This is a genomic window from Micromonospora sp. WMMD1155 (assembly GCF_029581275.1).
In the GTDB taxonomy this organism is placed as follows: Bacteria; Actinomycetota; Actinomycetes; order Mycobacteriales; family Micromonosporaceae; genus Micromonospora.
The window spans coordinates 2,583,319-2,607,967 of the sequence record NZ_CP120742.1 but is presented as its reverse complement, the minus strand read 5'-3'; the positions used below and the strand labels follow the sequence as shown (position 1 = coordinate 2,607,967).

Below are 24,649 nucleotides of genomic sequence, written 5' to 3'. Positions count from 1 at the left end.
TGGGGTCAATTCTGCCGGTCTTTCTGCCGGTGCGCGTATCCCTGTCGCTCGGGGTGCTCACGGCTGGGTGGCCGCCGTCTCCTCCGCGAAGGCGGTGTCGTCGCTGCCGGCGGTGGCGCACGGGTGCGCGGCGTCGCGGACCCGTCGCAGCCCGTCGAGGAGGGCTGCCAACGCCTCGGGATCGAGTTGGCCGGTGAACCACTGCTCGATCATCTGCAGGTGACCGGGCAACGTCTCGTTGAGACGCTGCATCCCCGCGGCGGTGACCACCGCGTACGAGCTGCGCCGGTCGTTCGGGCAGGCGCGACGGGTGAGGAGGCCGTCACGTTCCATCCGGTCCACCACGCGGGTCACTCCGCTGGTCGACAGCGAGGTCTGCGCGGCGAGGTCGGTCATGCGTAGTTGGTTGCCCGGCGAGCGGGCCAGTCGGGTGATGACCTCGAACTCGACCGCGGAGAGGCCGTGCTCCTCCAGTTGGGCGTTGAACCGGGCGGACAGCCCGGCATGTGCCTCGAAGAGCAGGCCGACGGCGGTGATCCGGGGATCGTCGAAGACGTTGGTCACGGGTTCATCCTAGCAGTACTTGACAGGGGGAATGTTGTGACAGTTATAGTTGCTTGAGCAGTCGTTGGGCTACTAAACAATCTCCTGGAGGACGGCAGCATGACCAGCAGCATCGATGCGGTTACCCGCGACTGGGACGGCCTTACCATCCCGACGGCCGGCACCTACGCGCTCGACGTGGCGCACAAGCGGGTCGGCTTCGTTGCCCGGCACATGATGGTGAGCAAGGTCCGCGGTGAGTTCAACGAGGCGACCGCCACCATCACCGTCGCGGAGGACCCGCTGCAGTCGTCGGTCGTCGCGACCATTCAGGCCGCCAGCATCGACACCACCCAGGCCGACCGGGACGCGCACCTGCGCAGCCCCGAGTTCCTGGACTCCGACACGTTCCCGACGCTCGAGTTCCGCAGCACCGGGGTCAAGTCCCGCGACGGCAACGAGTTCGTGCTCGCCGGTGAGCTGACCATCAAGGACGTCACCCGCCCGGTCGAGCTGGAGGTGGAGTTCGAGGGTGTCGGCCGCAGCCCGTTCGGCCAGGACATCTTCGGCTTCTCCGCGAGCACCGAGATCGACCGCGAGGAGTTCGGCCTGACCTGGAACGTCGCCCTGGAGACCGGTGGCGTGCTGGTCAGCCGCAAGATCAAGATCGAGATCGAGGGTGAGGCCGTCCGTCAGGCCTGATCCTCCCGGATCATCGGTACGCAGGGCCCGCGCCGCGTCGGCGCGGGCCCTGCGCCGTCTGCCGCTCGGGCGACCTCGTGGTAATTGTCACGACTTGTTCGCACCGACATCCGGTCGCGTCTGCCCGCCACGGGGTACAGATGGCGCCACGAGCCGCCCGGGTCGATGTCGGATCACCGCCGTCGGCCTCTGGCCCCGGTCAGGTGGGCGCTCTTACCGTGGGTGGTTCACAGTGCGCTTCCGGGACGGCGGCGCCGGCTGTCGGGAGGACACATGGGCAGGGACGTCTCGCAGGGTGCCTTCACCCGGGACGATCGCGTCCGCTACCGGCAGAAGGTCCGGCGGTGCCTGGACGTCTTCGCCCTCATGCTCGACGACTTCGGGTTCGACGCCGACCGACCGATGACCGGCCTGGAGATCGAACTCAACCTGGTCGACTCGGCGGCCGAGCCGGCGATGCGCAACGAGGAGATCCTCGCCGACATCGCCGACCCGCTCTTCCAGACGGAGCTGGGTCAGTTCAACCTCGAACTCAACGCCGAGCCCCGGCTGATCGAGGGCACCGGCTTCGCCGACTACGAGCGTGACCTGCGCGGCAGCCTCTCCCGGGCCGACGAGCGGGCAGCCCGGTCCGACGCGAAGATCGTCCTGGTCGGCATCCTGCCCACCCTCACCGAGGGGCACCTGGTGGAGGACAACCTCTCCACCAACGAGCGCTACCGGGTGCTCAACGACCAGATCGTCGGCGCCCGTGGCGAGGACATCGAGTTGGACATCCGTGGTGTCGAGCAGTTGCGGACGCACACCGACTCGATCGCCCCCGAGGCCGCCTGCACCAGCCTCCAGTTCCACCTCCAGGTCGCGCCCGACAGCTTCGCCGACTACTGGAACGCCTCCCAGGCCATCGCCGGTGTGCAGGTGGCGGTCGGCGCGAACAGCCCCTTCCTGTACGGCCGCCAACTGTGGGCGGAGACCCGGATCGCCCTGTTCCAGCAGGCCACCGACACTCGTCCGGACGAGCTGAAGGCCCAGGGCGTACGCCCGCGGGTGTGGTTCGGGGAGCGGTGGATCACCTCGATCTTCGACCTCTTCGAGGAGAACGTCAGGTACTTTCCGCCGCTGCTGCCGATCTGTGAGGACGAGGATCCGGTGGAGGTGCTGCACGCCGGGGGCGTACCGCAGCTCGGGGAGCTCAGGCTGCACAACGGCACCGTCTACCGGTGGAACCGGCCGGTCTACGACATCATGGACGGCCGCCCGCACCTACGGGTGGAGAACCGGGTGCTGCCGGCCGGCCCGACGGTGGTGGACATGCTCGCCAACGCGGCCTTCTACTTCGGGCTGGCGCGCGGGCTGGCCGAGGCGGACCGTCCGATCTGGAGCCAACTGACCTTCAGCTCCGCCGAGGAGAACTTCCACGCCGCCGCCCGACGTGGCCTCGACGCCGTGCTGCACTGGCCCGGGCTCGGTGACGTGCCGGTCACCAAGCTGGTGCTGGAACAGTTGCTGCCCACCGCGGGGGCCGGCCTCGACGGGTTCGGTGTCGCCGCGGCCCAACGGGACCGACTGCTCGGCATCATCGAGCAGCGTTGCCGGACCGGCCGCAACGGTGCCGTCTGGCAGACCGAGGCGGTCTGGGCGGCGGAGCGGCAGCACGGCATGGACCGGAAGGCCGCGCTGCACCACATGGTCCAGCGCTACGCGGAACTCCAGCGCTCCAACGAACCGGTCCACACCTGGCCGGTCGACTGACCCAACCCGGAGAGGGCGGGCCTTCAGTCGGTGGTGGGGCGGGCCGGGCGGCGGGTGGGGCGGCGGGTGGCCGGTGTCGGGTCCTCGTCGGCCGGCCCGGTGAGGTCCGGGTCCGCCCGGGGCGCGGGCACTCTGGGCGGCGCGTCCTCTTCGGGTGTGGAACCCGCCCCGGTCGTCTCGGCGGTGGCGGCCCGGCGACGGCGGCCCGTGGTGCCGTTCGACCGACCGGAGACCGGCGGTTCCGGGTCCGCTTCCGCTGCCGTCGGAGGGGTCGGGGCCGGCCCGCCGACGGTGACCGGGGTCGGCTCGGTCGCATCGGTCGAGGTCGAGTCGGCTGCCGTCGCCGACGAGGTCGGGCCTCGGTGCGCCGCCCGGTTCCGGTCGGCCCGTTCGGCGAGAACGGCGGCCAGCACCGAGCCGCCGACACCGGCGATCACCGCGTACGGGGCGACGAGCTGGGTGGACAGCTGCGCGGGGCCCAACGTCGACCAGTGCGGCAGCGTGGTCAGGTAGGCGAGCGCGACAAGCACCGGTCCGGCGGCGCCGGAGGCCGCAGCGCCGACCCGGTGTCCGGCCGAACGTGCTGCCCGCCGGGCGGCCAACACGCCGATCAGCAGCGCGGGAACGAGTGCCAGCAGCGCGCCGGGCCAGTAGAGCTGACCACCGATCCAGTACCGGGAGTGGTCCGGGTCGAACTGCCAGGTGCCCAGTTGCGCACCGGTCAGCCCTCGTCCGACGCGTACCCCGTCGATCACCGAGACCACTGCGAGCAGCCAGAGCCAGGCGGCCGTCGTGGTCACGTTGACCGCGGCCGCTCGTGAGCGCAGCGCCCAGATCGCGATGACCACGCCCAGCAGGATGCCCAGCGTCGCCTGGACGGCGGCGGTCCGTTGCGGAGCGCCGGTGTCCGCGCCGGTGGCGACCCTTGCGGGCACGGCGATCAGCAGGACCGTCACCAGGCCGCCGACTCCGGCGCCGAGCGCGAGGGCCACCCGGCGCAGCAGACCGCCACGCTCGGCGGGCGGCTCCGGGCCGGTGGTGTCGAGTGCGGACTCAGGAGTGTCCGCCTGGGTGGCCGGCGTGGTCGCCGAGTCGGGAGAGTCCGCCTCTACCGGCCTCGGCGCGCCGCGTTGGTGTAGTCGCTGCGCGCACACCGCGCCGAGAACGGTCGAGCTGGCGGCGAGCCAGGTGGCCCAGGCGAGGCCGTCCGCCCAGGCTGTGTCGGTGGCACCGGCCTCGGTGGGCGTCCAGGCGATGACGCCGAGCCCGTAGCCGAAGCCCAGTTGGGCGGCGCCCGCGCCGGCAGCGACCCCGATCGCCGTGACGATCGATACTCCCCAGCCCTGTCTGGCCATGCCGGGCAGCGTAACGTCCCGTCGTCGGCGCGGCGAGTCGCAACGACCCGCCGGTGCGGGCGGTCGGCGCAACAGGTTGGGCGGCGGGCGGTACGGTCGCCGGTGATGAGGCGGTGGGCGGTATGACGGACACGAACACGGGCCGACAGGATGCCGTCGGTGGTCAGGGCGGTGCCGGTGCGGGCCGGGCCGGCGTGTTGCTGGGTGGCGGGTTGGCCGCTGTGCTGCTCGCCGCTGTCGGCGCGACCGGTGGTTGGCTGCTGGCCGGCGACGGCGGAACGTCCTCGGAGGAGCCTCTCGCCGTCGCGAGCACGACCGGTTCGCCGACCGACCGGGCCGTCACGCCCCGGCCGAGCACCGGCCGGGCCACACCGTCGGCCGTCCGGACCTCCGCCGGCGCCACCAAGGGGACCGGCCTGACCGTGCCTCCGGTGGTCGGCGCCGACTTCGTCGAGGCCCGGGAGATGTTGCGCAAGCAGCGGCTGGGTTGGCGGTTGGTGTTCGGTGGCGGCAGCGGCCGTACTGTCGAGAACGCCTCACCCGCCGTCGGCACCGAGGTCACCCGGGGTACGACGGTGCAGCTCCAGGTGGCCGGCCCGGCACCGGCGGCCGAGGTTCCGGACGTGGTCGGGGACAACTGCGACAGGGCCGCCAACGAGTTGATCGACGAGGGCCTCTACCCGCGGTACGTCAGCGGGCGCAGTGGGAAGGTCACCCGGCAGGAGCCGGCCGAGGACGGCAGTGCCCGGTGGAACGACGAGGTCAGCATCTGGTGTGGCACGGACGACGCCGAACAGCCGACCAGCAAACCCACCCCCTGATGGGAGCCCTTTCCCGCGCCGATGAGAGCCGCCTCCGGCGCGGCTCGGCACGCTGATCCCCGCCGATGGCGCCCTGGGCGACTAGGTTGACGGTCGAGGGCCATGACGCCCGTCCGGGTTCGGGAAGGGACGTGCGATGAGCAACGACCGCCAGGAGCCTCCCGCCGACGAGAACGACGACGACCGGACCCGACCCCTGCCACCGGCCGCCGACCGGCCGGAGTCACCGCCACCGGCCCGGCCCACCGCCGGTGCGGACGAGACGGCACCGATCGATCGCCGTCCTCCTCCGTCGCCTGACGAGACGACACCGATCGACCGGACCGTCCCGGCGCGTCCCGGTCAGTCGCCGGACGAGACGATGCCGATCGACCGATCCGGCGGCGAGCCGGCCGATCGGACGGCGCAGATACCGCCGTCGTGGTCCGGGCGGGCCGAGGTCCGGCCATCCCGACCGGCCGATTCCGCCGGTGAGTGGTACGTCGAGGAACAGGGCGGTCGGCGCTGGTGGCTGCCGATCCTCTGGGGCGTGCTCGCCCTGCTGCTCGCCGCTCTGCTCGGTGGAGCGCTCTGGTTGGTGCTCGCCGACCAGGACGACGACCGCGACGACCCGGGGCCGACCCCCTCGCTCCCCCCGGTCAGCGCGACGAGCGCCGCACCGACCAGTGAATCCCCGACCTCGGCCGCACCGACCAGCGAGTCGCCGAGCACTTCGCCGACCACCACGGCACCGGACGAGGTGCCGGTGCCACCGCTTGCCGGCCTGCCGCAGGCGACCGCCGAAGGGCTGCTGGACCGGCTCGGCCTCGCCTACCGCGTCGTGTACCGCCCGTCGGAACTGCCGCCCGGCACCGTGGTGGGCACCGAACCGGAGGCGGGCACGCCGGTGCCGACCGACGACGAGGTGTTGCTGGTCGTGTCCCAGGCTCGACCCTCCACCGGGGCGAGCCCGACCACGCCGACCCCCACGGTGACGAGCACGCCGTGACCGGCGGTCACCACATCCGTCGGCGGGTACCGACCATGCCGAGGCCGGCCAGCGAGATGGTGAGACCGAAGATCCCGGACCAGAACAGGGACCGGCGGACGTCGTCAGCGGGGTGTCCGGCCGGAGCTGCCTCGGTGAGCTCCTGACGGCCGTCGGACTGGCCGCCGGCGCCGTGGCCGGCCACCGGCCCAGGCGTCTCGAGGGTCCCGGCGTGGTTGCCCGGAGCGTCGGCGCCGATCCAGCCGGGTTCGTCGTACACCGACGGGTCGTCGCCCGACGGGGGGTCGGCGTCGATCACGGTGATCTCCGGTGCGGGCACCGGCGTGGTCAGCCGGGTGGACGACATCGCCGGGTCCCGGACGAGGACCAGCACCGTGGTCATCGCCCCGAGGAGGGCCAGTAGTCCGAATGCGTAGGCGATACGGGAGCGGTGGTGCCGCCGCAGGGCGGGCTGATTGACCATGACCATCCCAGGGTCAGGGTCCTGGACGTGCGGGTGGAACTGTGCCGGGGTGGGCGTACCAATTCTATGGCGACGGCACGCCCACCGGTGGCGGATCGAGCGGGTCAGCCAACCCGGACCGGGGTACGGGAGACCGGTCGTCGGGCCCGCACGGTGTGCGGACGGGGCTCGGGGGCGGCCTGCAGTTGTTGCAGCCCTTCCCGCTGGACGAAGATCGATCGTCGGTTGACCGCGTCGCCCGCGGCGTTCAACTCGTAGCCGTCGAGCCAGAGCCAGCCGTCATAGGTGGGCCAGTCGAGCACCCGGATCACCCGGAACTTGATCGGCCTGAGGAACTGGACACTCGCCGCGCGAGTCACGTGCAGTACGTCACCGGTGCGGGGAAGCACATGGGCTCCTGGGGAGGGTTGGCCGGCGGGCTGCCGGCGGTGCCTGAACGGGGGACGTCTCGGCCGGCGACGGGGTCGTGCCTCGTGAACCGGTGGTGCGGATGGTGGTGGTCGGGCCGTACCCGCTGGTGACGTGCCGCCACCCGACCACCACCCGGCTGCTTCCGGGAACCGCGCCCGCCGCCGCAGCTTGCCGGCTTGCAGCGGCGGGGTCATCACCCCGGAGCAGGTCTCGGTGTCGTCGGCCGGACCCGCGTCGTGCCCGACTTCCCCGGATCGGTGGGGTCACCACTCCGAGGGAGCGGACGGAGACGCTGAGTGATCCGTGCCATACGGACAGAGTGCATCAGGGACGTGCTTCATGCAAGTTGCACGTCGAGTTTTGCCGATACGTGAGCGTGTCGCGCGAACGGCCTATTGAAGCCATCCGCGTACGGACGGCACACTGGGACCGGTTTCGCCCGTCGCGGCCGGCCGAGGACCGGCACCACCCCCATCGTCGCGAACGCCCGCCGGTCGACGGTCGCGCCCCCGGCGGGTGTCGGCCAGTGGCGCGTTTACCGGAGGTAGCCCGAGTGGGGTCGAGCAGCCAGCGGCGGGGACCACTGACTCCCGGGTCGCGCCATGAGTGAGCGGCGCAGTCCGACCATCAGACGACGGCGGCTCGGTGCCGAGCTGCGCCGCCAGCGGGAGTCCGCCGGAATCACCATCGAGGTGGTCGCCGAGCAGTTGGAGTGTTCGGCGTCGAAGGTGTCCCGGATCGAGACCGGGCACACCACGGCCACCCCACGCGACGTGCGGGACATGCTGCGGATCTACGGCGTCGTCGGTGCCGAGAGCGACGAGCTCGTGCAGATCGCCCGGGAGGCCCGCCAGAAGGGCTGGTGGCATCCGTACAGCACGGTGCTCGTCGGCGCGTACGTCGGGCTGGAGGCGGCGGCGAGTTCGATCCGGGCGTACGAACAGCAGGTCGTGCCGGGCCTTCTGGAGACCGAGGAGTACGCCGGTGCCATGATCCGCGCCGCTCGGCCGGACTTCACCGCCGATCAGGTGCACCAAAGGGTGCGTGTCCGTCTGGGCCGTCAGTCGTTATTGACCCAGGACGATCCGGTCGATCTGTGGGTGGTGCTCGATGAGGCGGTGGTGAGTCGGCCGGTGGGCGGGGACGAGGTGATGCGCGGCCAGCTCAAGCGGTTGGTCGAGGTGGCCGAGTTGCCGAACGTGACGCTGCAGATCCTGCCCTTCGAGGTGGGTGCGCACGCCGGCATGGACGGCACGTTCACGATCCTCAGCTTCCCTGAGCCCGGTGATCCGGATGTTGTGTACGCGGAGAACGCCACGGGTGGGCTCTTCCTCGAGAAGAGCGACGAACTGCAGAAGTACAGCTTCATCTTCGATCACATCCGCGCTGCGGCCATACGTCCGGAGGAGTCCGTCGCACACATCGCAAAACTGGCAGAGGAGCCGTTGTGGAAATGGCGACCAAGGGGTTCCCCGTGGACCTGACGCAGGCAGCATGGTTCAAGAGCTCGAAGAGCGGGCCGAACTGTGACAACTGCGTGGAGGTGGCGTACGTGACGGGGGCGGTCGGAGTGCGGGACTCGAAGGACAAGGCGGGCCCAGCCCTGGTCTTCGCACCGGGTGACTGGCACGCCTTCGTCGCCGGCACCCGAGGTGGTGCGTTCGGCGCGGTCTGAGTGAGTGGTCAACGAGCCCCCGTCCGGCACCGCCGGGCGGGGGCTCCGCCGTCTCCGGCTAGCCGGTGAACGGCGGTGCCGGTGAGGTTCCGGGGGGAATCCCGTCGCCACATCGCGCCCGTCTCGTTGAACCGGTCGGTACGGCGCTGGTCGACGACCCGCCGCACCGACCCGCAACCGAGCGAGTAGGCGAGACGGATGACGACGATCGGTTCAGACAACCTCACCAGCGGTCCGGCCAAGCCGGAGCGATTCGGTGGCAAGTATCGCGGGGCCCGTCGGGACACCGTACTGACCGAGGTGGTCTCGACCGACCAGGAGTTGAGCGGGCGGGAGGCGGCCTCCGAGTCGGCGGATCCGCCGCTCTCGTTGCCCTCGTTGGACCCGAATCCGCTGATCGAGCCGTCGTTCCCGCCGAGCGGGTGGCCGATGGAGCCCACTGAGTCCTTCGCCGACCACCCGTTGCTGCGTGGCCTGCTGATGGAGTTGCCGCCGAAGGGTAACCTGCCCTCGCAGGACTGGCTGGACCGCTGGTTCGAGGCGACCAGGGCGATCCTGGAGTTGCTATACGTGCAGGGGGCCAGCCGCCCGCGTTGACCGGGCGGCGTCCGGCTGGGCCAGCTCGGCCAGGCGGCTGTGGCGCAGTGCGTGCCGGACCGCGATGGCGGCGACCGCAACAGCGCCCACCGTGATCGCGGGCCCGGTGACGCTGGGGTCGGCCCCGAGGTCGGTGCCGATCGCCGCGATCACCGCCGGCAGCGTGGCCAGGGCGGCCACCTGGAGAGGCAGCCCGACGAGCGGGTGGGCCGCGGCGGCACGCAGCCCGTGCGGCGCGGGCGTGGCGGGAGCGTTGGCGAAGGCGCCCGATCCGGCCCACAGTCGGCGGATCCGCCGTACCGAGCAGACCGACGCCACGAGCGCCGGACCGACGGCCAGGGTGAGCCCGGCGGCGGCCCGGTCGACCGGGGCGGAGCCGGCGCTGAGCAGACCGCCGCCGAGCACGGCAGCGGTGAGCGCCAGCCCGGTGAGGGTCAGAACCAGCAACCATCCGGTACGTCGGCGGAGCGCACGGGTGTTGCGGAGACGAGGAAGGCCGTCGGCAACGACGCCGGCGGCCAACCAGACGGCGGCGACCGGGAACAGGATGGTGAGCTGACTCTCCATGTTCGAGAGTCTTTCCCGGATCGACGTCCGGCGAATCCGGGCCTGTCCCCTGTTCGCCCCGGACGTCGGGCCCGTAGGGGGTCATCACCCGAAGGTATGGCCGTTTCGACATGTTCAAGTGCCCGACGGCTGACCTACCCTCAGCTTGATCGGCGTACGTCGATTGATTTTGGGACCGGCGTCACGTTCCGTCGCCGGTCAGAGGGAGGTAGGAGATGGGTCTTCCACGAAGGTCCGTACTGATCGGGGTGGCCACGGCGACGGTGTTGGCCGTCGGCACCCCGGCCCTGGCCGCCGAACCCGTCGGTGTGGTGCGGGCCGCGGGCGGCGCCACCGCCGTTCCGGACAGCTACATCGTCGTACTCAAGGACAGCGCCGTCGCCCGGGACAAGGTCGGCGACGCCGCGAAGCGGCTCTCCGGCCGCCACGGCGGCACGGTGGCCCGCACCTACGGCGCGGCGCTGCGCGGCTTCGAGGTGAAGGTGAGCGCGAGCGCGGCGGCGCGGATCGCGGCCGACCCGGCGGTGGCGTACGTCGAGCAGAACCACACCGTCTCGATCTTCGGCACGCAGACCAACCCGCCCTCCTGGGGCCTCGACCGGATCGACCAGCGCAACCTGCCGCTGGACAGCTCCTACACCTACCCGAACACGGCGAGCAACGTGCACGCCTACATCATCGACACCGGAATCCGGTTCTCGCACAACGACTTCGGCGGTCGGGCCACCTCCGGCTACGACGCGGTCGACGGCGGGTCGGCCGACGACTGCAACGGGCACGGCACCCACGTGGCCGGCACCGTCGGCGGAGCCGCCTACGGAGTGGCCAAGGGCGTCCAACTCGTCGGCGTCCGGGTGCTGAACTGCTCCGGTAGCGGCACCAACGCCGGGGTGATCGCCGGTGTCGACTGGGTGACCGCGAACGCGATCAAGCCGGCGGTGGCGAACATGAGCCTCGGCGGCGGGGCGAACAGCTCGCTGGACAACGCCGTCCGCAACTCGATCGCCTCGGGCGTGACATACGGCCTGGCGGCCGGCAACGACTACGGCGCGAACGCGTGCAACACCTCGCCGGCCCGTACCACCGAGGGGATCACGGTCGGCTCGACGACCAGCACGGACGCCCGCTCGTCGTTCTCCAACATCGGCACCTGCCTGGACCTCTTCGCGCCCGGCTCGTCGATCACCTCGGCCTGGTACACGAGCAACACCGCGACCAACACGATCAGCGGCACCTCGATGGCCACCCCGCACGTGGTCGGGGCGGCGGCCCTGGTGGCGAGCGCCAACCCGAGCTGGACCCCGGCTCAGGTGCGTAACCAACTGGTGTCCAACGCGACCCCGAACGTGGTGTCGAACCCCGGCTCGGGCTCGCCGAACCTGCTGCTCTACGTGGGCAGCGGCGGCACCACCCCACCGCCGCCCACCGGCTGCACCGGCACCAACGGCACCGACGTCTCGATTCCGGACGCCGGCTCGGCGGTGACCAGCTCGATCACCATCTCCGGCTGTGGCCGCAACGCCTCGTCGGCCTCCACGGTGGCGGTGAACATCGTGCACACCTACCGCGGTGACCTGGTCGTCGACCTGCTCGCCCCGGACGGCAGCTCCTACCGGCTGAAGAACAGCAGCAGCTCGGACAGCGCCGACAACGTGAACACCACGTACACGGTCAACGTGTCCGGTGAGGCCGCCGACGGCACCTGGCGCCTTCAGGCTCGCGACGTCTACTCGGTCGACACCGGCTACATCAACACCTGGACCCTGACCGTCTGACGGTCTCCCACGACCGAGGCCCCACCCGGACGTCCGGGTGGGGCCTCGTGGCGTACAGGGTCAGACCGAGAAGGTGGCCGGCCGGTCGTGGGCCGGCGCCGGCGGCCGGGCCTTCCACAGGCCGATCTTCTGAGCGGCCAGCCGGCTCAGGTAGGCCGGGTTCAGGATGACGTAGCGACGCCAGAGCCTCTTCGGCTCCAGCCCGAGCCGCCAGAACCACTCCAGGCCGGCGCGCTGCATCCACGGTGGAGGCTTGCGGAGCAGCCCGGCGTGGTAGTCGAAGGCCGCGCCGACCGCCATCAGCGGCATGTCGAGCAGCGGACGCATGGCGTACGCGAAGACCTCCTGGCGGGGGCAGCCGAGCCCGACCAGGACGAGCCGGGCGCCGCTGGACCGGATCCGGTCGGCGATCTCGGCGTCCTCGCCGGGCTCGACGGCGCGGAACTTGGAGGGCTCCACCCCGGCGATCTTCAGGGCGGGGAACATCCGCTCCAGGGCCGGGATCAACCTGGCGAGGGTCTCCTCGGTGGAGCCGTACAGGTAGACCGGCAGACCTTCGTCGGCGAAACGCGACAGCACGTGCAGGGTCAGCGTCGGCCCGTAGACCCGGTCGGTCAGCCCGGCGCCGTGCAGCAGGTTGAGTGCCCACCGCACCGGCTGCCCGTCCGGGGTGACCACGTCGAAGGAGTTGAGCCGCGCGTTGTGCGCCGGGTCCAGCACCCCGGTCATCACACCGTGTACGGCCAACGCGGTCAGTGCGAGCGGACGACGCTCGTGCGCCGCGGTCACCACCGCGTCGGTCGCCGTGGCGTAGTCGGTGGCGTCGACCAGGACGCCGAGCACATTGCGTTTGGTCCGTGGCGTGGTCACGACTGGGGAACCCACTTGTCCACGTTGGCCTCGTAGATCTCCCGCAGGATCATCGGCACGTCGTAGGTGATCTTCCAGTCCGGGTACTGCGCCTCGAACCGGGCCATGCTGCTGACGTACCACTGGTGGTCGCCGGTGCGGTTCTGCTCGACGTAGTTGATCCGCGCCTCGCGACCGGTGATCTCCTCGGCGATCCGGAACGCCTCGATGTGGGAGGTGTTGGAGTGTCGACCGCCGCCGAGGTTGTAGACCTCCGCGGACCGCGGAGCCCGGAAGAACGCCTCGAACGCGGTCAGCACGTCGCGGGAGTGGATCGCGTCACGGACCATCTTGCCCTTGTAGCCGAACAGGTTGTACGTCCGGCCCTCCATCACGCAGCGCATCAGGTAGGCCAGGAACCCGTGCAACTCGGCCGCGGAGTGGGCCGGGCCGGTCAGGGTGCCGCCCCGGAAGCAGGCCGTCTTCATGTCGAAGTAGCGCCCGTACTCCTGGACCATCACGTCGGCGGCGACCTTGGAGGCGCCGAAGATCGAGTGCAGCGAGTGGTCGATCGACATCTCTTCGGTGATGCCCTCGTACCAGCGGTGGTCCTCGGGCAGCTCGTACCGTGTCTCCAGCTCGACCAGCGGCAGACTGTTGGGCCGGTCGCCGTAGACCTTGTTTGTCGAGCAGTGGATGAACGGCGCGTCGATCGCGTGCAGGCGGGTGTTCTCCAGCATGTTGAGCGTGCCGCCGGCGTTCACGTCGAAGTCCGTGTACGGCTCCTTGGCCGCCCAGTCGTGACTCGGCTGCGCGGCGCTGTGGATCACCACGGCGATGTCCGAGCCGTACTTCTTGAACACCTGCTCCAGGCCGTCCCGGTCCCGGATGTCCACCGCGAAGTGCGTGTAGGCGTTACCCAGGTCACGGCCGAGCCGTTCCAGGCTCCACGAGGTGGAGCCGTCCTCGCCGAAGAAGTACCGGCGCATGTCGTTGTCGATGCCGACCACGTCCAGGCCGAGGCCGGCGAAGTGCCGGACCGCCTCGGAGCCGATCAGGCCACCCGACCCTGTCACCAACGCGACACTCACACGCCACTCCCGGTCCATCGGAGGCAGAATCCATCGCAGCATAGCGTGACGTCCGGCACGTCCCGATATGACGGAAGGGCCCCGCATCAAGCGGAGCCCTCGTCTGTGGTGGGGATGGGGGGAGTTGAACCCCCACGCCCTTTCGGGCACACGGACCTGAACCGTGCGCGTCTGCCATTCCGCCACATCCCCGTGGCACGACCCGGAACACTGTAGCCGCCCCGGTCCCGCTGTCTCCAACGGGCCTCGGGAATACTACGCTGTCCCTGGCGCTCGCCACGACCGGTTACCGTTCGTGGCGGACGAAAGATTAGCACGACGGTCCCGGCCCTTCCGAACGGGCCGGGAGCAGCCGGCCGAGCGGCGTGTGAGCTGCGCGCGCGCCGGCCGGATACCATCATGTCCTCGGGACCCGAGGAGGAGCCGGTGAGCGTGCTGCAACGCTTCGAGAAGCGTCTGGAAGGCCTGGTCGAAGGGGCCTTCGCCAAGGTCTTCAAAGGGGTGGTCCACCCCGTGGAGATCCTCAACGCCATGCAGCGGGAGGCCGAGGCGCACAAGGCGATCCTGGCCGGTGGGCGCACGTTGGTGCCCAACCGCTACGTGATCGATCTCTCGCCGTTCGACCACAGTCGGCTGGCGCCGTACGCCGCCGCGCTGGCCCAGGAGTTGGCCCAGTCGCAGGCGGAGTTCATCGGCGAGCAGGCGTGGACGGTCTACGGCGACGTGATCGTCGAGATCGAGCGAGGTGAGGGCCTGGACACGGGCATGTTCCGGGTCACGGCCGAGGTCTACACCGGCGGCGAGGTCGCCCCGGTGTCGGCACCCGGCTACGACGCCGGCCCGCCCGCCTACCCCGCGTACGACCAGGGCGGCGGCTACGGCCCGCCGCCGGGGCACGGTGGCGGTCGCAACGTGCGGCTGGTCTCCGGCGACGGCCGCACCTACCCGCTCCAGATGGGGTCCACGGTGATCGGTCGCGGCGACCAGGCCAACCTGCGTCTGCCCGACGTCGGCATCTCCCGGCGACACGCCCGGCTGGATTTCGACGGGGGCCAGGTCGTGCTGACCGACCTGGGCTCGACCAACGGCACCATGGTCAACGGGCAGCGGGTCTCCGCCGTCGCGCTGAACCCCGGTGACATGGTCCAGCTCGGGACGACGACGCTGACCTTCCGCGTGGACGGCTGATCCGCCTTGCCGGAACTGGTCATCACCGTTGCCCGGTTCGGTTTCCTGATCCTGCTGTGGATCTTCGTGTTCACGGTGGTCGGTGTGATCCGCCGCGATCTCTTCGCGGGCGCCCGGTCCGGTCGTCTGGTGGCCGCGCCACGCGCGGTGGGGGCCTCGACCGGGCAGGCGGCGAAGCCGGCGAAGGTGAAACGGGGCAGGGCGGCACACCAGCTGGTGGTGACCGCCGGTCAGCTGGCCGGCACCAGGATCACTCTTGGTGAAGCGCAGATCACCATCGGTCGAGCCGAGGACTCCACCCTGGTCATCACCGACGACTACGCCTCCGCGCGACACGCCCGACTCGTGCCGCGTGACGGGCAGTGGTACGTCGAGGACCTCGGCTCGACTAACGGGACGTACCTCGATCGCGCTAAGGTCACCGGACCAACCCCCGTCCCCCTCGGCGTGCCGATCCGGATCGGCCGCACTTCCCTCGAATTACGGCCATGACTCTGACCCTGCGCTATGCGGCCCACAGCGACCGCGGTCTGATCCGTGACGGCAATCAAGACTCCGTCTACGCCGGGCCGCGGCTACTTGCCGTTGCCGACGGCATGGGCGGCATGGCCGCCGGTGACGTCGCCAGCAACATCGTCATCGGTGCCATGGCGCCGCTCGACGAGGACGTCCCAGGGGACGCTCTCGTCGATGCGTTGCGTTCGGCAGTGGGCACCGCCAACCAACAGCTCCGCGACACCGTGGACGCCAACCCACAGCTGGAGGGGATGGGCACCACGCTGACGGCGACGCTCTTCACCGGCAGCAAGCTGGGCATGGTCCACATCGGTGACTCGCGGGCCTACCTGCTGCGCAACGGCGAGTTCGCGCAGATCACCAAGGACGACACGTACGTCCAGATGCTCGTCGACGAAGGTCGGATCAGCGCCGAGGAGGCGAGTAGCCACCCGCAGCGGTCGCTGCTCACCCGCGCCCTGGACGGTCGGGACATCGACCCGGAGTACTCGGTGCGTCAGGTCCTGCCCGGCGACCGCTACCTGATCTGTAGCGACGGCCTCTCGGGCGTGGTCAGCGCCGAGACCATCGGCGAGACCCTGCGGGAGTACGCCGACCCGCAGCAGTGCGTCGAGCGGCTGGTGCAGCTCGCGCTTCGCGGTGGCGGGCCGGACAACATCACGGTGATCATCGCCGACGCGACCGACCAGGACATCGTCGAGGCGACCCCGATCGTCGGCGGCGCCGCCGCCCGCGACCGGGGCATGGCGACCTCCGCCGACGACTCGACGCCGGCCGCCCGGGCCTCGGCGCTCTCCGCGCCGCGCCCACCCGCCCCTGAGGAGCCGGCCGCCTCCGACGACGAACCGGACCGGCCGAAGCGCCGCCCGGTGCGGACCGCCGCCATGGCGCTGGCCCTGCTGGTCATCGTCGGTGGCGCGGGCTTCGGCGGCTGGACATACACCCAGCGGCAGTACTACGTGGGTGCCACCGAGGAGGGGCAGGTAGCCGTCTTCCGTGGTGTCCAGGGTCAGATCGCCGGGATGGACCTCTCCACCGTGCACCGGCGCAGCGGCACCCGACTGGACGACCTCACGGTCGCCGCTCAGGACACTGTCAAGGTCGGCATCCGGGCCAAGAACGAGCCGGACGCCGAGCGGCAGCTCGCCGAGCTGACCAGTGACACCCCGAGCAATCCCAACCTGAAGCCGCTCTGCCCGCTCGACCCGACCGGCCCGGTCGGCGGCACCCCGTCGCCCCCGCAGGCCGTCACGACGCCGACTCCGAACGGCAGCCCGAGTGCCGACCCGTCGGCGACCCCCAACGGGGTCGTCAGCGCAAGCCCGACCGTCGGTGCCACCGACGCCGTCGGCGCGACCGGCACAACCACCACACCCGACGTCACGCCCTCCGACTCGGCCACGCCGGCGCTCGACCCGGCCGGTTGCCGGTCTCCTGAGTGAGCGTCGGCTGAGACACCGAGGACTCCACCCGTGACCGTAGCGGCCACACCGGCACCCTCGCCCGCCACCGCGGGCGAGCAGTCCGGCGTACGCCTGGCGCGGTCGCGCCGCAACGCCGAACTGTCCCTACTGCTGCTCGCGATGGTGCTGGTGGCCGCGTACGGGGCGACCGTCGAGGCGAACCTGCTGGACACCGTCACGGCGGACTTCTGGATGCCCGCCGCCGCGCTCGGCGCGGTCTTCCTGGGCCTGCACCTGGTCATCCGGTTCCTCGCCCCGTTCGCCGACCCGGCGCTACTGCCGGCGGTGGCCCTGCTCAACGGGCTCGGCGTGGGTTTCCTACGCCGGATCGACCTGGGCGAGGCCCCGGTCGCCGACCGGGAGAACCTGGCGATCTTCGCCGGGATCGGTGGGCGGCAGTTGGCGTGGACGCTCGTCTCGGTGATCCTCGCCGCCGGCCTGCTCGCCCTCATGCGTGACCACCGGTCGATCTCCCGGTACGCGTACACCCTGGGGTTGGCCGGCATCGTGCTGGTGATGCTCCCGGCGGTCCTGCCGTCGAGCATCTCCGAGATCAACGGCGCGAAGCTGTGGATCCGGGTGGGCAGCTTCTCCATCCAGCCGGGTGAGTTCGCGAAGTTGGCGCTGCTGGTCTTCTTCGCCTACTACCTGGTCCGCAAGCGCGAGGTGCTGTCGCTGGCCAGTCGGCGTTTCCTCGGCATCGACTTCCCGCGCGGACGGGACCTCGGCCCGGTGGTCGGCGTCTGGTTGGTCAGCCTCCTGGTGCTCGTGTTCGAGAAGGACCTGGGCACCTCGCTGCTCTACTTCGGCATGTTCGTGGTGACGCTCTACATCGCCACCGAACGGGTCAGTTGGCTGCTGATCGGTCTGGTCCTCTTCTTCGGCGGCGCCTACCTCGCGTACGTCCTCGGTTCGACGGTCGGCGGGCCGTTCGCGAACTTCTACCTGCGGGCCGAGATCTGGCTGGACCCGTTCGCCGACCCGACCGACAAGGGTTACCAGTTGGTCCAGGGGCTGCTCGCCCTGGGCACCGGCGGGCTGTTCGGCGCGGGGCCGGGTGGCGGCCAGCCGGACATCCTCCCCGAGGTGCAGAACGACTTCATCTTCGCCGGCCTCGGTGAGGAACTCGGCCTCTTCGGTCTCTCCGCACTGCTCGTCGTCTACCTGCTGATCGTGGAGCGAGGGCTGCGGGCCGCGCTCGCGGTACGGGACTCGTTCGGCAAGCTCCTCGCGGGTGGTCTCGCGTTCACCCTCGGCCTGCAGGTCTTCGTGATCGTCGGCGGCATCAGCAAGCTCATCCCGCTGACCGGTCAGACCACCCCGTTCCTGTCCGCCGGTGGCTCGTCGCTGATGGCGAACTGGCTGCTCATCGCGGTGCTGTTGCGGGTCTCCGACGGAGCCCGCCGGCCACTGGGAGCTGGTGCCGCCAAGGCTGCCCGGCCGGCCGGCGGCCCGCCGGAGCAGATTCACGGCGCTCCCACGGAGGTGATCAAGCCGTGAACGCACCACTGCGCCGGGTCGGCGTCGTCGTCATGGTCCTGTTCGGCCTGCTCTTCGCCAACCTCAACTGGGTCCAGTTCCAGAAGGCCGACGAGTACCGCACCAGTGACTACAACGGTCGGGTCCAGGTCGCCGACTACAAGCGCAAGCGGGGCAACATCGAGGCGGGCGGCACGGCGCTGGCCACCAGCAAGGAGACCAACGGCAACCTCAAGTTCCTGCGCACCTACCCGGGCGGCGCCAAGTACGCGCACGTGCTCGGTTACAAGCCGGTCAACCTGGCTGACCAGGGCATCGAGCGGGCGGAGGACGACTTCCTGGCCGGCAACAGCGACCAGTTGCTCGGCGACCGGTTGAAGGACATGTTCACCGGGGACGACAGCGGTGGCGGCAACGTGTTGCTCACGCTCTCGAAGCGGGCCCAGGACGTGGCGTACGACCAGCTGAGCAACAACGAGGTGGGGGCGCAGAAGGGCGCGGCCATCGCCATCGACCCGCGTAGCGGGGCGGTGCAGGCGTTGGTGTCCATGCCCAGCTTCGACCCGAACCCGCTGGCCAGCCACGACAGCAACGAGGCGACGGCGGCGTACAACAAGCTGGAGAAGGACCCGGGTGAACCGCTGAAGAACCGGGCGCTCTCCGAGACGCTGCCACCGGGCTCCACCTTCAAGATCGTCGTGGCCGCCGCGGCACTGGAGAACGGCGTCACCAAGACGACGCAGATCCCGGCCGGTTCCAGCTACACCCCGCCCACCTCCGGCACCCCGATCCGGAACGCCGCCCCGTCGATCTGCCCCGAGGCGAAGGTCACCCTGCTGGAGGCGGTCACCGAGTCGTGCAACACCGGCTTCGCCCAGCTCGGTGTGCAGCTCGGTGCCGAGACCCTCAAGGAGAAGGCCCAGCAGTTCGGCTTCGAGCAGGAGGACCTCACCGTCGGTCAGCTCGGCGAGGACGGTCTGCCCACGGCGGCCAGTCGGACCGGGGACATGCAGAACCCGGACGGCAGCACGGACCCGGCGGCACTGGCCCAGTCCTCGATCGGTCAGAACAACGTCCGGATGACGCCGCTCGAAGGTGCCATGATCGCCGGATCGATCGCGCACGGTGGCAAGCAGATGCGGCCGTACCTGGTCCGGCAGTTGCTCGCCCCGGACCGGACCACCAGCTACTACACCGCCAACGGTCGGGAGCTGCGTCAGCCGGTCAGCCCACAGGTCGCCACCGACCTGCGGGACATGATGGTCAGCGTGGTCCAGAAGGGCACCGGCCGGAAGGCCGCGATCAGCGGTTACACGGTCGGTGGCAAGACGGGCACCGCGCAGTCCGCCCCGGACCGACCCGACCACGGCTGGTTCATCGGCTTCGCGCTGGACAAGAACGGCAACGCGGTCTCCGCCGTCTGCGTGATGCTCGAACAGGCCGGCTCGAAGGGCAGCGCCGAGGCGGCCCGGATCGCCGGTCAGATCATGCGCGCCGCCATCACCGACCCTGGGGGTCGCTGACATGCTCAGCCCCGGCGTGCAGCTCGGCAACCGCTACCGTCTCGACGAGCGGATCGCCAGCGGCGGCATGGGCGACGTCTGGCGCGGCACCGACCAGGTGCTCGGCCGGACGGTCGCGGTGAAGAGCCTGCTCCCGGCGCTGCTCGACGACCCGGACTTCGGTGAGCGGTTCCGCGGCGAGGCCCGCACCATGGCCACCATCAACCACCCCGGCGTGGTGGACGTCTACGACTTCGGCAACGACCAGCAGATCGCGTTCCTGGTCATGGAGTACGTCGAGGGCGACGCCCTGTCATCCACGCTGAGCCGGGTCGGGCGGCTCACCCCGGCCCGGACGATGGCGCTCGTCGCGCAGGCGGCCGACGCGCTGCACGCCGCCCACGAGAAGGGCATCGTGCACCGCGACGTGAAGCCGGGCAACCTGCTCGTCCGGCCGAACGGCACGCTGGTGCTGACCGACTTCGGCATCGCCCGCTCCGACATGGTCGGTCAGCTCACCGCCGCCGGGTCGGTGCTCGGCACCGCCTCGTACATCTCGCCGGAGCAGGCGACCGGCGGCGTGGCCACCCCCGCGTCCGACGTGTACGCACTCGGCGTGGTCGCCTACCAGTGCCTCGCCGGTCGGCGACCGTTCGAGGGCGACAATCCGCTCGACATCGCGATGAAGCACGTACGGGAGAAGCCCCGGCCGTTGCCCGCCGACATCCCGCCGCAGGTGCGCGCGGTGGTGGAACGGGCCCTGGCCAAGGATCCCGCCGCCCGTTGGCCGAGCGCGGCCGCTCTCGCCGGGGTCGCTCGCCAGCTCAAGGTCACGCTCTCCCAGCAGGCCAGGGCGGGCACCAACTCCGCGCCGATCTCCGCAGCGCCGGCCTCGCCCGCCGCGCCCGGCCGGGCCCAGGTGCCGCAGGCCCACCACATGCGTCCGCCGAATGCCCGCCCGCCGGTCGCCGGGCCGAGGCCGACCGCCGTCGCGCCGGCCCAGCAGCCGCGCCCCACCGCCATCGCGCCGGCCGTCCAGCCCGGCCGCCCGCCGGTCGCGCCGAACGGCTACCCGCGCGGCGCCGCCGCGGTGCCGTCGGCACCGCCCCACCAGGAACACCCCCCGGCGTACGTCCGGCAGGCTGGCCCGTCGGTGCCGACGCCTGCTCCCCAGCGGTCCCGGCCCGGAATGGTGCTTCTCGCCATCGTGTTGGCGGTGCTGGTCCTGGTTTGCTCCGGCGTGATTTCCTACAGCTTGCGGAAGCAGTCGCAGGCCGGTGAACCCGGCGGGCCGGCTCCGCGCGCCGTGACGTCCGGCGCGCTACGACTCGACGGACGCGACGATCCGACCCCGACGTCGTACCGTCGAGAGGTACGACTCCAGCCGGACGACGGCGGGACGACGACGAGCGAAGGACGACAGACGCGATGACAGCGCAGGCCCGCCTGCTCGGTGGCAGGTACCAGGTCGGCGAGCTGCTCGGCTATGGCGGCATGGCCGAGGTGCACCGCGGTCGCGACCTCCGGCTCGGTCGGGACGTCGCGATCAAGATGCTGCGGACCGACCTCGCCCGGGACGCGACGTTCCAGATGCGGTTCCGCCGGGAGGCGCAGAACGCCGCATCGCTCAACCACCCGGCGATCGTGGCGGTCTACGACACCGGCGAGGAGACCGCGCCGACCGGCGAGACGTTGCCGTTCATCGTCATGGAGTTCGTCAACGGGCGGACGCTGAAGGAGGTCCTCGGCGCCGAGGGTCGGTTGCAGCCGCGCCGGGCGCTGGAGATCTGCGCCGACATGTGCGCGGCGCTGGAGTTCAGCCACCGGCACGGCATCATCCACCGCGACATCAAGCCCGGCAACGTCATGCTCACCCAGACCGGCCAGGTCAAGGTGATGGACTTCGGCATCGCCCGGGCCCTGGCCAGCGGCGCGACCACCATGACGCAGACCAGCGCGGTGATCGGCACGGCGCAGTACCTGTCCCCGGAGCAGGCTCGCGGCGAGGCCGTCGACGCCCGTTCCGACGTGTACGCGGCCGGCTGCGTGCTCTTCGAGCTGGTGTGCGGCCACCCGCCGTTCGTCGGGGACAGCCCGGTCAGCGTGGCCTACCAGCACGTACGGGAGACGCCGCCGACGCCGAGCGACATCAACCCGGACGTCACCCCGGCGATCGACGCGATCGTCCTGAAGGCGCTGTCGAAGAACCCGCTCAACCGCTACCAGAGCGCCGGCGAGATGCGGGCCGACCTGCTCCGCGCCGCCGCCGGTCGGCCCGTGCTGGCCACCCCGGTGATGCGTGAGGCGGAGACGGTGGCGATGGCCCCGGCCGGCGGCGGGGGCGGCTACCACCCGGCTCCCACCCGTGGGCCGCAGACCGGGCAGATGGCTCGGGTCGGCGACCCGCGCCAGCGCAAGGCGTCCTCCTGGCTGATCGCGACGTTCAGCGCGGTAGGTGTGCTGGCGGTGATCGCCCTGGTCGCCGCCCTGCTCTGGAGCCAGCAGCAGGGCAGAGCCAACAAGTCGGTGCCGAACCTGGTCGGCAAGAGTCAGGCCGCCGCGGTCGCCGAGATCCGTGGTGCCGATCTGCAACCGCAGGTGGGCGAATCCGTCCTGGACAACGACTGCACCAAGGAAACCGTCGCGAAGCAGAACCCCGCGCCGGGCACCCGGTTGAAGCAGGCCAGCACGGTGACCATCCAGCTTTGCGGCGGCAAGCCGGACGTGCGGATCCCCGGCAACCTGGTCAATGCGCAGTTCGGCAACGTCAAGACCCAACTCGAGGACCTGGGGTTGAAGGTCGAGGAGAAGAAGGTCGACAACCCCGCGCAGGAGGGCATCGTCCTCAAGCTGACCCCGCCCTCGGGGACCACCGTCGCGCAGGACAGCGAGGTTGTCGTCGAGGTCTCCAAGGGCAACGTCAACAAGGTGCCCAACGTGATCAACTCGACGCGGGACGATGCCGTCGAGGAGCTTCGCGAGGCGGGCTACAAGGTCGACGTCCGCGATGGCGACGAGGTGCCGGCCAGCCAGGCCGGCCGGGTGCAGAAGCAGAGCCCCAACCCGGGCACGTCACTGGCCAGGGACAAGACGGTGACCATCGAGATCGGCATCCCGGAGAAGGTCGTCGACCCGACGCCCACCGCGACGCCGACGGGCACACCGACGGGCACGCCGACCACTCCCGGTGGCGCGGGCGGGATCGGTCTGCCGTTCCCGCCCCCGCCGAGCCGCCCTTCCGGGGAATAGACCTCGGGGTCGGGCTTCCGGGATGACCGACGTGGGGGCCTCCGGCGTGCCGGTGCGGCGTCGCCTGCGCCGCCTGGCCGTCCTGGGCGTCGCCGTGCTGGTTCTCGCCAGCCTCCCGTGGCTGTGGACGACGCTCACCGCCCGTGGTCACCTGTATGCCGAGGCCGACGCGCCCTCCGCCGACGTGGTGATCGTCCTCGGCACGGCGGTGGCGGCGGATCGGCAGCGGCCATCCGACCGGCTCACCGGCCGCCTCGACACCGCCGCCGCGCTGCTGACCAGCGGACGAGCCAGAGTGGTCCTCGTGTCGGGCGACGGTGGCGGCACGTCAGGGAACGAGCCGGCGGTGATGACCGCGTACCTCACCGAGCGCGGCGTCGACCCGCGACGCGTCGTGGCCGACCCGTTCGGTCTGGACACCTACGACAGCTGCGCCCGAGCGCGTCAGGTGTACGGCGTCCAGCGGGCCCTGGTCGTGACCCAGTCCTACCACCTGTCCCGGGCGGTGACGCTGTGCCGACACCTCGGCCTCGACGCCGACGGGGTCATCGCCAGGTGTGCTGGCTGCTCCAGCGCCCTGCTCGCCGAGAAGTCGGTGCGGGACTACTTCGCCAGTGGCAAGGCGGCGTGGGACGCGGCCCGGGGCCGTGCGCCCGCGGTGCACTCGCCCGCTGATCCGGCGCTCCAGAACGCGCTACGCGGCTGAACCGGCCCGCGTGGCGGCAGCTCAGTTGCTGGCGAATGCGGCGAGGCGGCGGGCGTCGACCTCGGCGGCGAGCGCGGGTGCGCGCTCCAACGCCTCCTGGTGACCGCAACCGGCGAGCCAGTTCGCCAGCATCAGGTGGCCGCCCTCGGTGAGCACCGACTCCGGGTGGAACTGGACGCCCTCGACGGGCAGCGTGCGGTGCCGCATCGCCATCACCACACCGGAGCCGGTCCAGCCGGTCACCTCCAGCTCGTCGGGCAGCGTCTCGGGAAGCACGGCGAGTGAGTGGTAGCGGGTGGCGGTGAACGGGTCCGGCAGGCCGGCGAGTACGCCCACCGAATGATGCCGCACCTCGGAGGTCTTGCCGTGCAGCAGCTCCGGGGCCCGCGTCACGGTCGCCCCGAACGCCTCGCCGATCGCCTGGTGGCCCAGGCAGACCCCGAAGATCGGCAGTTCGCCGGCGTACGTCCGGATGACGTCGAGGCAGATGCCGGCCCGGTCCGGGCTGCCCGGCCCCGGCGAGAGCAGGATGCCGTCCGCCCCCAGCCTGCCCACCTCGGCGACGTCGATCTCGTCGTTACGGCGGACCTCGCAGTCCACCCCGAGCTGACCCAGGTACTGCACGATGTTGAAGACGAAAGAGTCGTAGTTGTCGATCACCAGTACGCGCATGGTCACCTGCTCGGCGAGGACGACGGAACCGGGTTGTTGCGCTCGGTGTCGTACGGCAGGTCGTGCTCGTCGCCGGCCGGGGTCTCTCCGGTGACCGGGCCGTCGTTGCCGGGCTCTGCGGGGACCCCGGACTCCACCTGCACGTCGTCGAACGGCAGCAGGGGCTCGGCCCACGGGAAGGCGACATACCAGAGGAGGGCCACCGTGGCGGCTACCAGCAGCACCGAGCCGGTCAGCTTTCCGACCAGGCCGAACGGCAGCTTGCGCCAGATGAAGGCGTACATC

The 24,649-nt window shown here is 70.9% G+C and carries 25 protein-coding genes and 1 tRNA gene; 16 read left to right on the top strand and 10 right to left on the bottom strand.

Annotated features, from left to right (window positions below; genetic code table 11):
• Positions 1 to 57 precede the first annotated feature (57 nt).
• The gene (locus O7617_RS11770) at positions 58 to 564 is read right to left on the bottom strand and encodes a MarR family transcriptional regulator (RefSeq protein ID WP_282263474.1); all 507 of its coding nucleotides are present in this window, start codon (positions 562 to 564) and stop codon (positions 58 to 60) included.
• 99 nt (positions 565 to 663) lie between these two features.
• Between O7617_RS11770 and O7617_RS11765 the strand changes: the two genes are divergently transcribed.
• The gene (locus O7617_RS11765; RefSeq protein ID WP_282263473.1) at positions 664 to 1,245 is read left to right on the top strand and encodes a YceI family protein; all 582 of its coding nucleotides are present in this window, start codon (positions 664 to 666) and stop codon (positions 1,243 to 1,245) included.
• A 273-nt stretch (positions 1,246 to 1,518) separates the two neighbouring features.
• Positions 1,519 to 2,997 carry a glutamate--cysteine ligase gene (locus O7617_RS11760; RefSeq protein ID WP_282263471.1) on the top strand — a complete coding sequence of 493 codons (1,479 nt, stop codon included), beginning with the start codon at positions 1,519 to 1,521 and terminating at the stop codon, positions 2,995 to 2,997.
• Between the two features lie 23 nt (positions 2,998 to 3,020).
• Here the strand turns inward: O7617_RS11760 and O7617_RS11755 are convergent, their stop codons facing one another.
• Positions 3,021 to 4,352, bottom strand: coding sequence for a hypothetical protein (locus O7617_RS11755; protein ID WP_282263469.1), 1,332 nt, complete (start codon positions 4,350 to 4,352; stop codon positions 3,021 to 3,023).
• Between the two features lie 122 nt (positions 4,353 to 4,474).
• Between O7617_RS11755 and O7617_RS11750 the strand changes: the two genes are divergently transcribed.
• Complete coding sequence (locus O7617_RS11750; protein WP_282263467.1) at positions 4,475 to 5,173, top strand: PASTA domain-containing protein; 699 nt, start codon at positions 4,475 to 4,477, stop codon at positions 5,171 to 5,173.
• A 136-nt stretch (positions 5,174 to 5,309) separates the two neighbouring features.
• Positions 5,310 to 6,161 (top strand): PASTA domain-containing protein, encoded by an 852-nt coding sequence (locus tag O7617_RS11745; RefSeq protein ID WP_282263466.1) that lies wholly within the window; start codon positions 5,310 to 5,312, stop codon positions 6,159 to 6,161.
• A 7-nt stretch (positions 6,162 to 6,168) separates the two neighbouring features.
• Here the strand turns inward: O7617_RS11745 and O7617_RS11740 are convergent, their stop codons facing one another.
• Both O7617_RS11740 and O7617_RS11735 read right to left on the bottom strand, forming a co-directional pair.
• Positions 6,169 to 6,630, bottom strand: a complete 462-nt coding sequence (locus tag O7617_RS11740; RefSeq protein ID WP_282263464.1) for a hypothetical protein — start codon at positions 6,628 to 6,630, stop codon at positions 6,169 to 6,171.
• 98 nt (positions 6,631 to 6,728) lie between these two features.
• A complete protein-coding gene (locus tag O7617_RS11735) occupies positions 6,729 to 7,013 on the bottom strand; it encodes a hypothetical protein (RefSeq protein WP_282263462.1) in 285 nt (94 codons plus the stop codon).
• 624 nt (positions 7,014 to 7,637) lie between these two features.
• On the opposite strand from O7617_RS11735, the gene O7617_RS11730 reads away from it, so the two are divergent.
• From O7617_RS11730 to O7617_RS11720, 3 genes are all read left to right on the top strand, one after another.
• A complete protein-coding gene (locus tag O7617_RS11730) occupies positions 7,638 to 8,519 on the top strand; it encodes a helix-turn-helix transcriptional regulator (RefSeq protein WP_030487606.1) in 882 nt (293 codons plus the stop codon).
• Positions 8,489 to 8,710, top strand: coding sequence for a DUF397 domain-containing protein (locus O7617_RS11725; protein ID WP_278136761.1), 222 nt, complete (start codon positions 8,489 to 8,491; stop codon positions 8,708 to 8,710). The genes O7617_RS11730 and O7617_RS11725 overlap by 31 nt, the downstream gene beginning before the upstream one ends.
• A gap of 198 nt (positions 8,711 to 8,908) precedes the next feature.
• The gene (locus O7617_RS11720) at positions 8,909 to 9,307 is read left to right on the top strand and encodes a hypothetical protein (RefSeq protein ID WP_282263459.1); all 399 of its coding nucleotides are present in this window, start codon (positions 8,909 to 8,911) and stop codon (positions 9,305 to 9,307) included.
• On the opposite strand, the gene O7617_RS11715 is transcribed toward O7617_RS11720, so the two are convergent.
• Positions 9,275 to 9,874: a hypothetical protein gene (locus tag O7617_RS11715; protein ID WP_282263457.1), complete on the bottom strand. Its 600-nt coding sequence runs from the start codon at positions 9,872 to 9,874 to the stop codon at positions 9,275 to 9,277. The genes O7617_RS11720 and O7617_RS11715 overlap by 33 nt on opposite strands.
• A gap of 215 nt (positions 9,875 to 10,089) precedes the next feature.
• On the opposite strand from O7617_RS11715, the gene O7617_RS11710 reads away from it, so the two are divergent.
• Complete coding sequence (locus tag O7617_RS11710) at positions 10,090 to 11,649, top strand: S8 family serine peptidase (protein WP_282263456.1); 1,560 nt, start codon at positions 10,090 to 10,092, stop codon at positions 11,647 to 11,649.
• Positions 11,650 to 11,709: 60 nt separating this feature from the next.
• Here O7617_RS11710 and O7617_RS11705 read toward each other — a convergent pair whose 3' ends face one another.
• From O7617_RS11705 to O7617_RS11695, 3 genes are all read right to left on the bottom strand, one after another.
• Positions 11,710 to 12,534, bottom strand: coding sequence for a WecB/TagA/CpsF family glycosyltransferase (locus O7617_RS11705; RefSeq protein WP_282263455.1), 825 nt, complete (start codon positions 12,532 to 12,534; stop codon positions 11,710 to 11,712).
• A complete protein-coding gene (locus O7617_RS11700; protein ID WP_282263454.1) occupies positions 12,516 to 13,631 on the bottom strand; it encodes an NAD-dependent epimerase/dehydratase family protein in 1,116 nt (371 codons plus the stop codon). Before O7617_RS11700 ends, O7617_RS11705 begins: the two co-directional genes overlap by 19 nt.
• A gap of 64 nt (positions 13,632 to 13,695) precedes the next feature.
• Positions 13,696 to 13,781, bottom strand: a tRNA-Leu gene (locus O7617_RS11695).
• Positions 13,782 to 13,988: 207 nt separating this feature from the next.
• On the opposite strand from O7617_RS11695, the gene O7617_RS11690 reads away from it, so the two are divergent.
• From O7617_RS11690 to O7617_RS11655, 8 genes are read left to right on the top strand one after another with little or no spacing between them, the layout of a single operon-like run.
• Positions 13,989 to 14,777 (top strand): DUF3662 and FHA domain-containing protein, encoded by a 789-nt coding sequence (locus O7617_RS11690; RefSeq protein WP_007454122.1) that lies wholly within the window; start codon positions 13,989 to 13,991, stop codon positions 14,775 to 14,777.
• Positions 14,778 to 14,783: 6 nt separating this feature from the next.
• On the top strand, positions 14,784 to 15,269 hold the full coding sequence (locus O7617_RS11685) for an FHA domain-containing protein (protein ID WP_088986981.1): 486 nt from the start codon (positions 14,784 to 14,786) through the stop codon (positions 15,267 to 15,269).
• Complete coding sequence (locus O7617_RS11680; protein ID WP_282263449.1) at positions 15,266 to 16,735, top strand: protein phosphatase 2C domain-containing protein; 1,470 nt, start codon at positions 15,266 to 15,268, stop codon at positions 16,733 to 16,735. Before O7617_RS11685 ends, O7617_RS11680 begins: the two co-directional genes overlap by 4 nt.
• Positions 16,736 to 16,765: 30 nt before the next feature.
• Positions 16,766 to 18,256 carry an FtsW/RodA/SpoVE family cell cycle protein gene (locus O7617_RS11675; protein WP_282263447.1) on the top strand — a complete coding sequence of 497 codons (1,491 nt, stop codon included), beginning with the start codon at positions 16,766 to 16,768 and terminating at the stop codon, positions 18,254 to 18,256.
• Positions 18,253 to 19,758 (top strand): penicillin-binding protein 2, encoded by a 1,506-nt coding sequence (locus O7617_RS11670; protein ID WP_282263446.1) that lies wholly within the window; start codon positions 18,253 to 18,255, stop codon positions 19,756 to 19,758. Before O7617_RS11675 ends, O7617_RS11670 begins: the two co-directional genes overlap by 4 nt.
• 1 nt (position 19,759) lies before the next feature.
• Positions 19,760 to 21,169 carry a serine/threonine-protein kinase gene (locus O7617_RS11665; protein ID WP_282263445.1) on the top strand — a complete coding sequence of 470 codons (1,410 nt, stop codon included), beginning with the start codon at positions 19,760 to 19,762 and terminating at the stop codon, positions 21,167 to 21,169.
• Positions 21,166 to 22,986: a Stk1 family PASTA domain-containing Ser/Thr kinase gene (pknB, locus tag O7617_RS11660; protein ID WP_282263444.1), complete on the top strand. Its 1,821-nt coding sequence runs from the start codon at positions 21,166 to 21,168 to the stop codon at positions 22,984 to 22,986. The genes O7617_RS11665 and pknB overlap by 4 nt, the downstream gene beginning before the upstream one ends.
• Before the next feature lie 22 nt (positions 22,987 to 23,008).
• Positions 23,009 to 23,692, top strand: coding sequence for an ElyC/SanA/YdcF family protein (locus O7617_RS11655; RefSeq protein ID WP_282263442.1), 684 nt, complete (start codon positions 23,009 to 23,011; stop codon positions 23,690 to 23,692).
• 21 nt (positions 23,693 to 23,713) lie between these two features.
• Here O7617_RS11655 and O7617_RS11650 read toward each other — a convergent pair whose 3' ends face one another.
• Positions 23,714 to 24,364, bottom strand: coding sequence for an aminodeoxychorismate/anthranilate synthase component II (locus O7617_RS11650; RefSeq protein ID WP_282263441.1), 651 nt, complete (start codon positions 24,362 to 24,364; stop codon positions 23,714 to 23,716).
• A 2-nt stretch (positions 24,365 to 24,366) separates the two neighbouring features.
• A complete protein-coding gene (locus tag O7617_RS11645; protein WP_282263440.1) occupies positions 24,367 to 24,648 on the bottom strand; it encodes a hypothetical protein in 282 nt (93 codons plus the stop codon).
• Position 24,649: the final 1 nt, after the last annotated feature.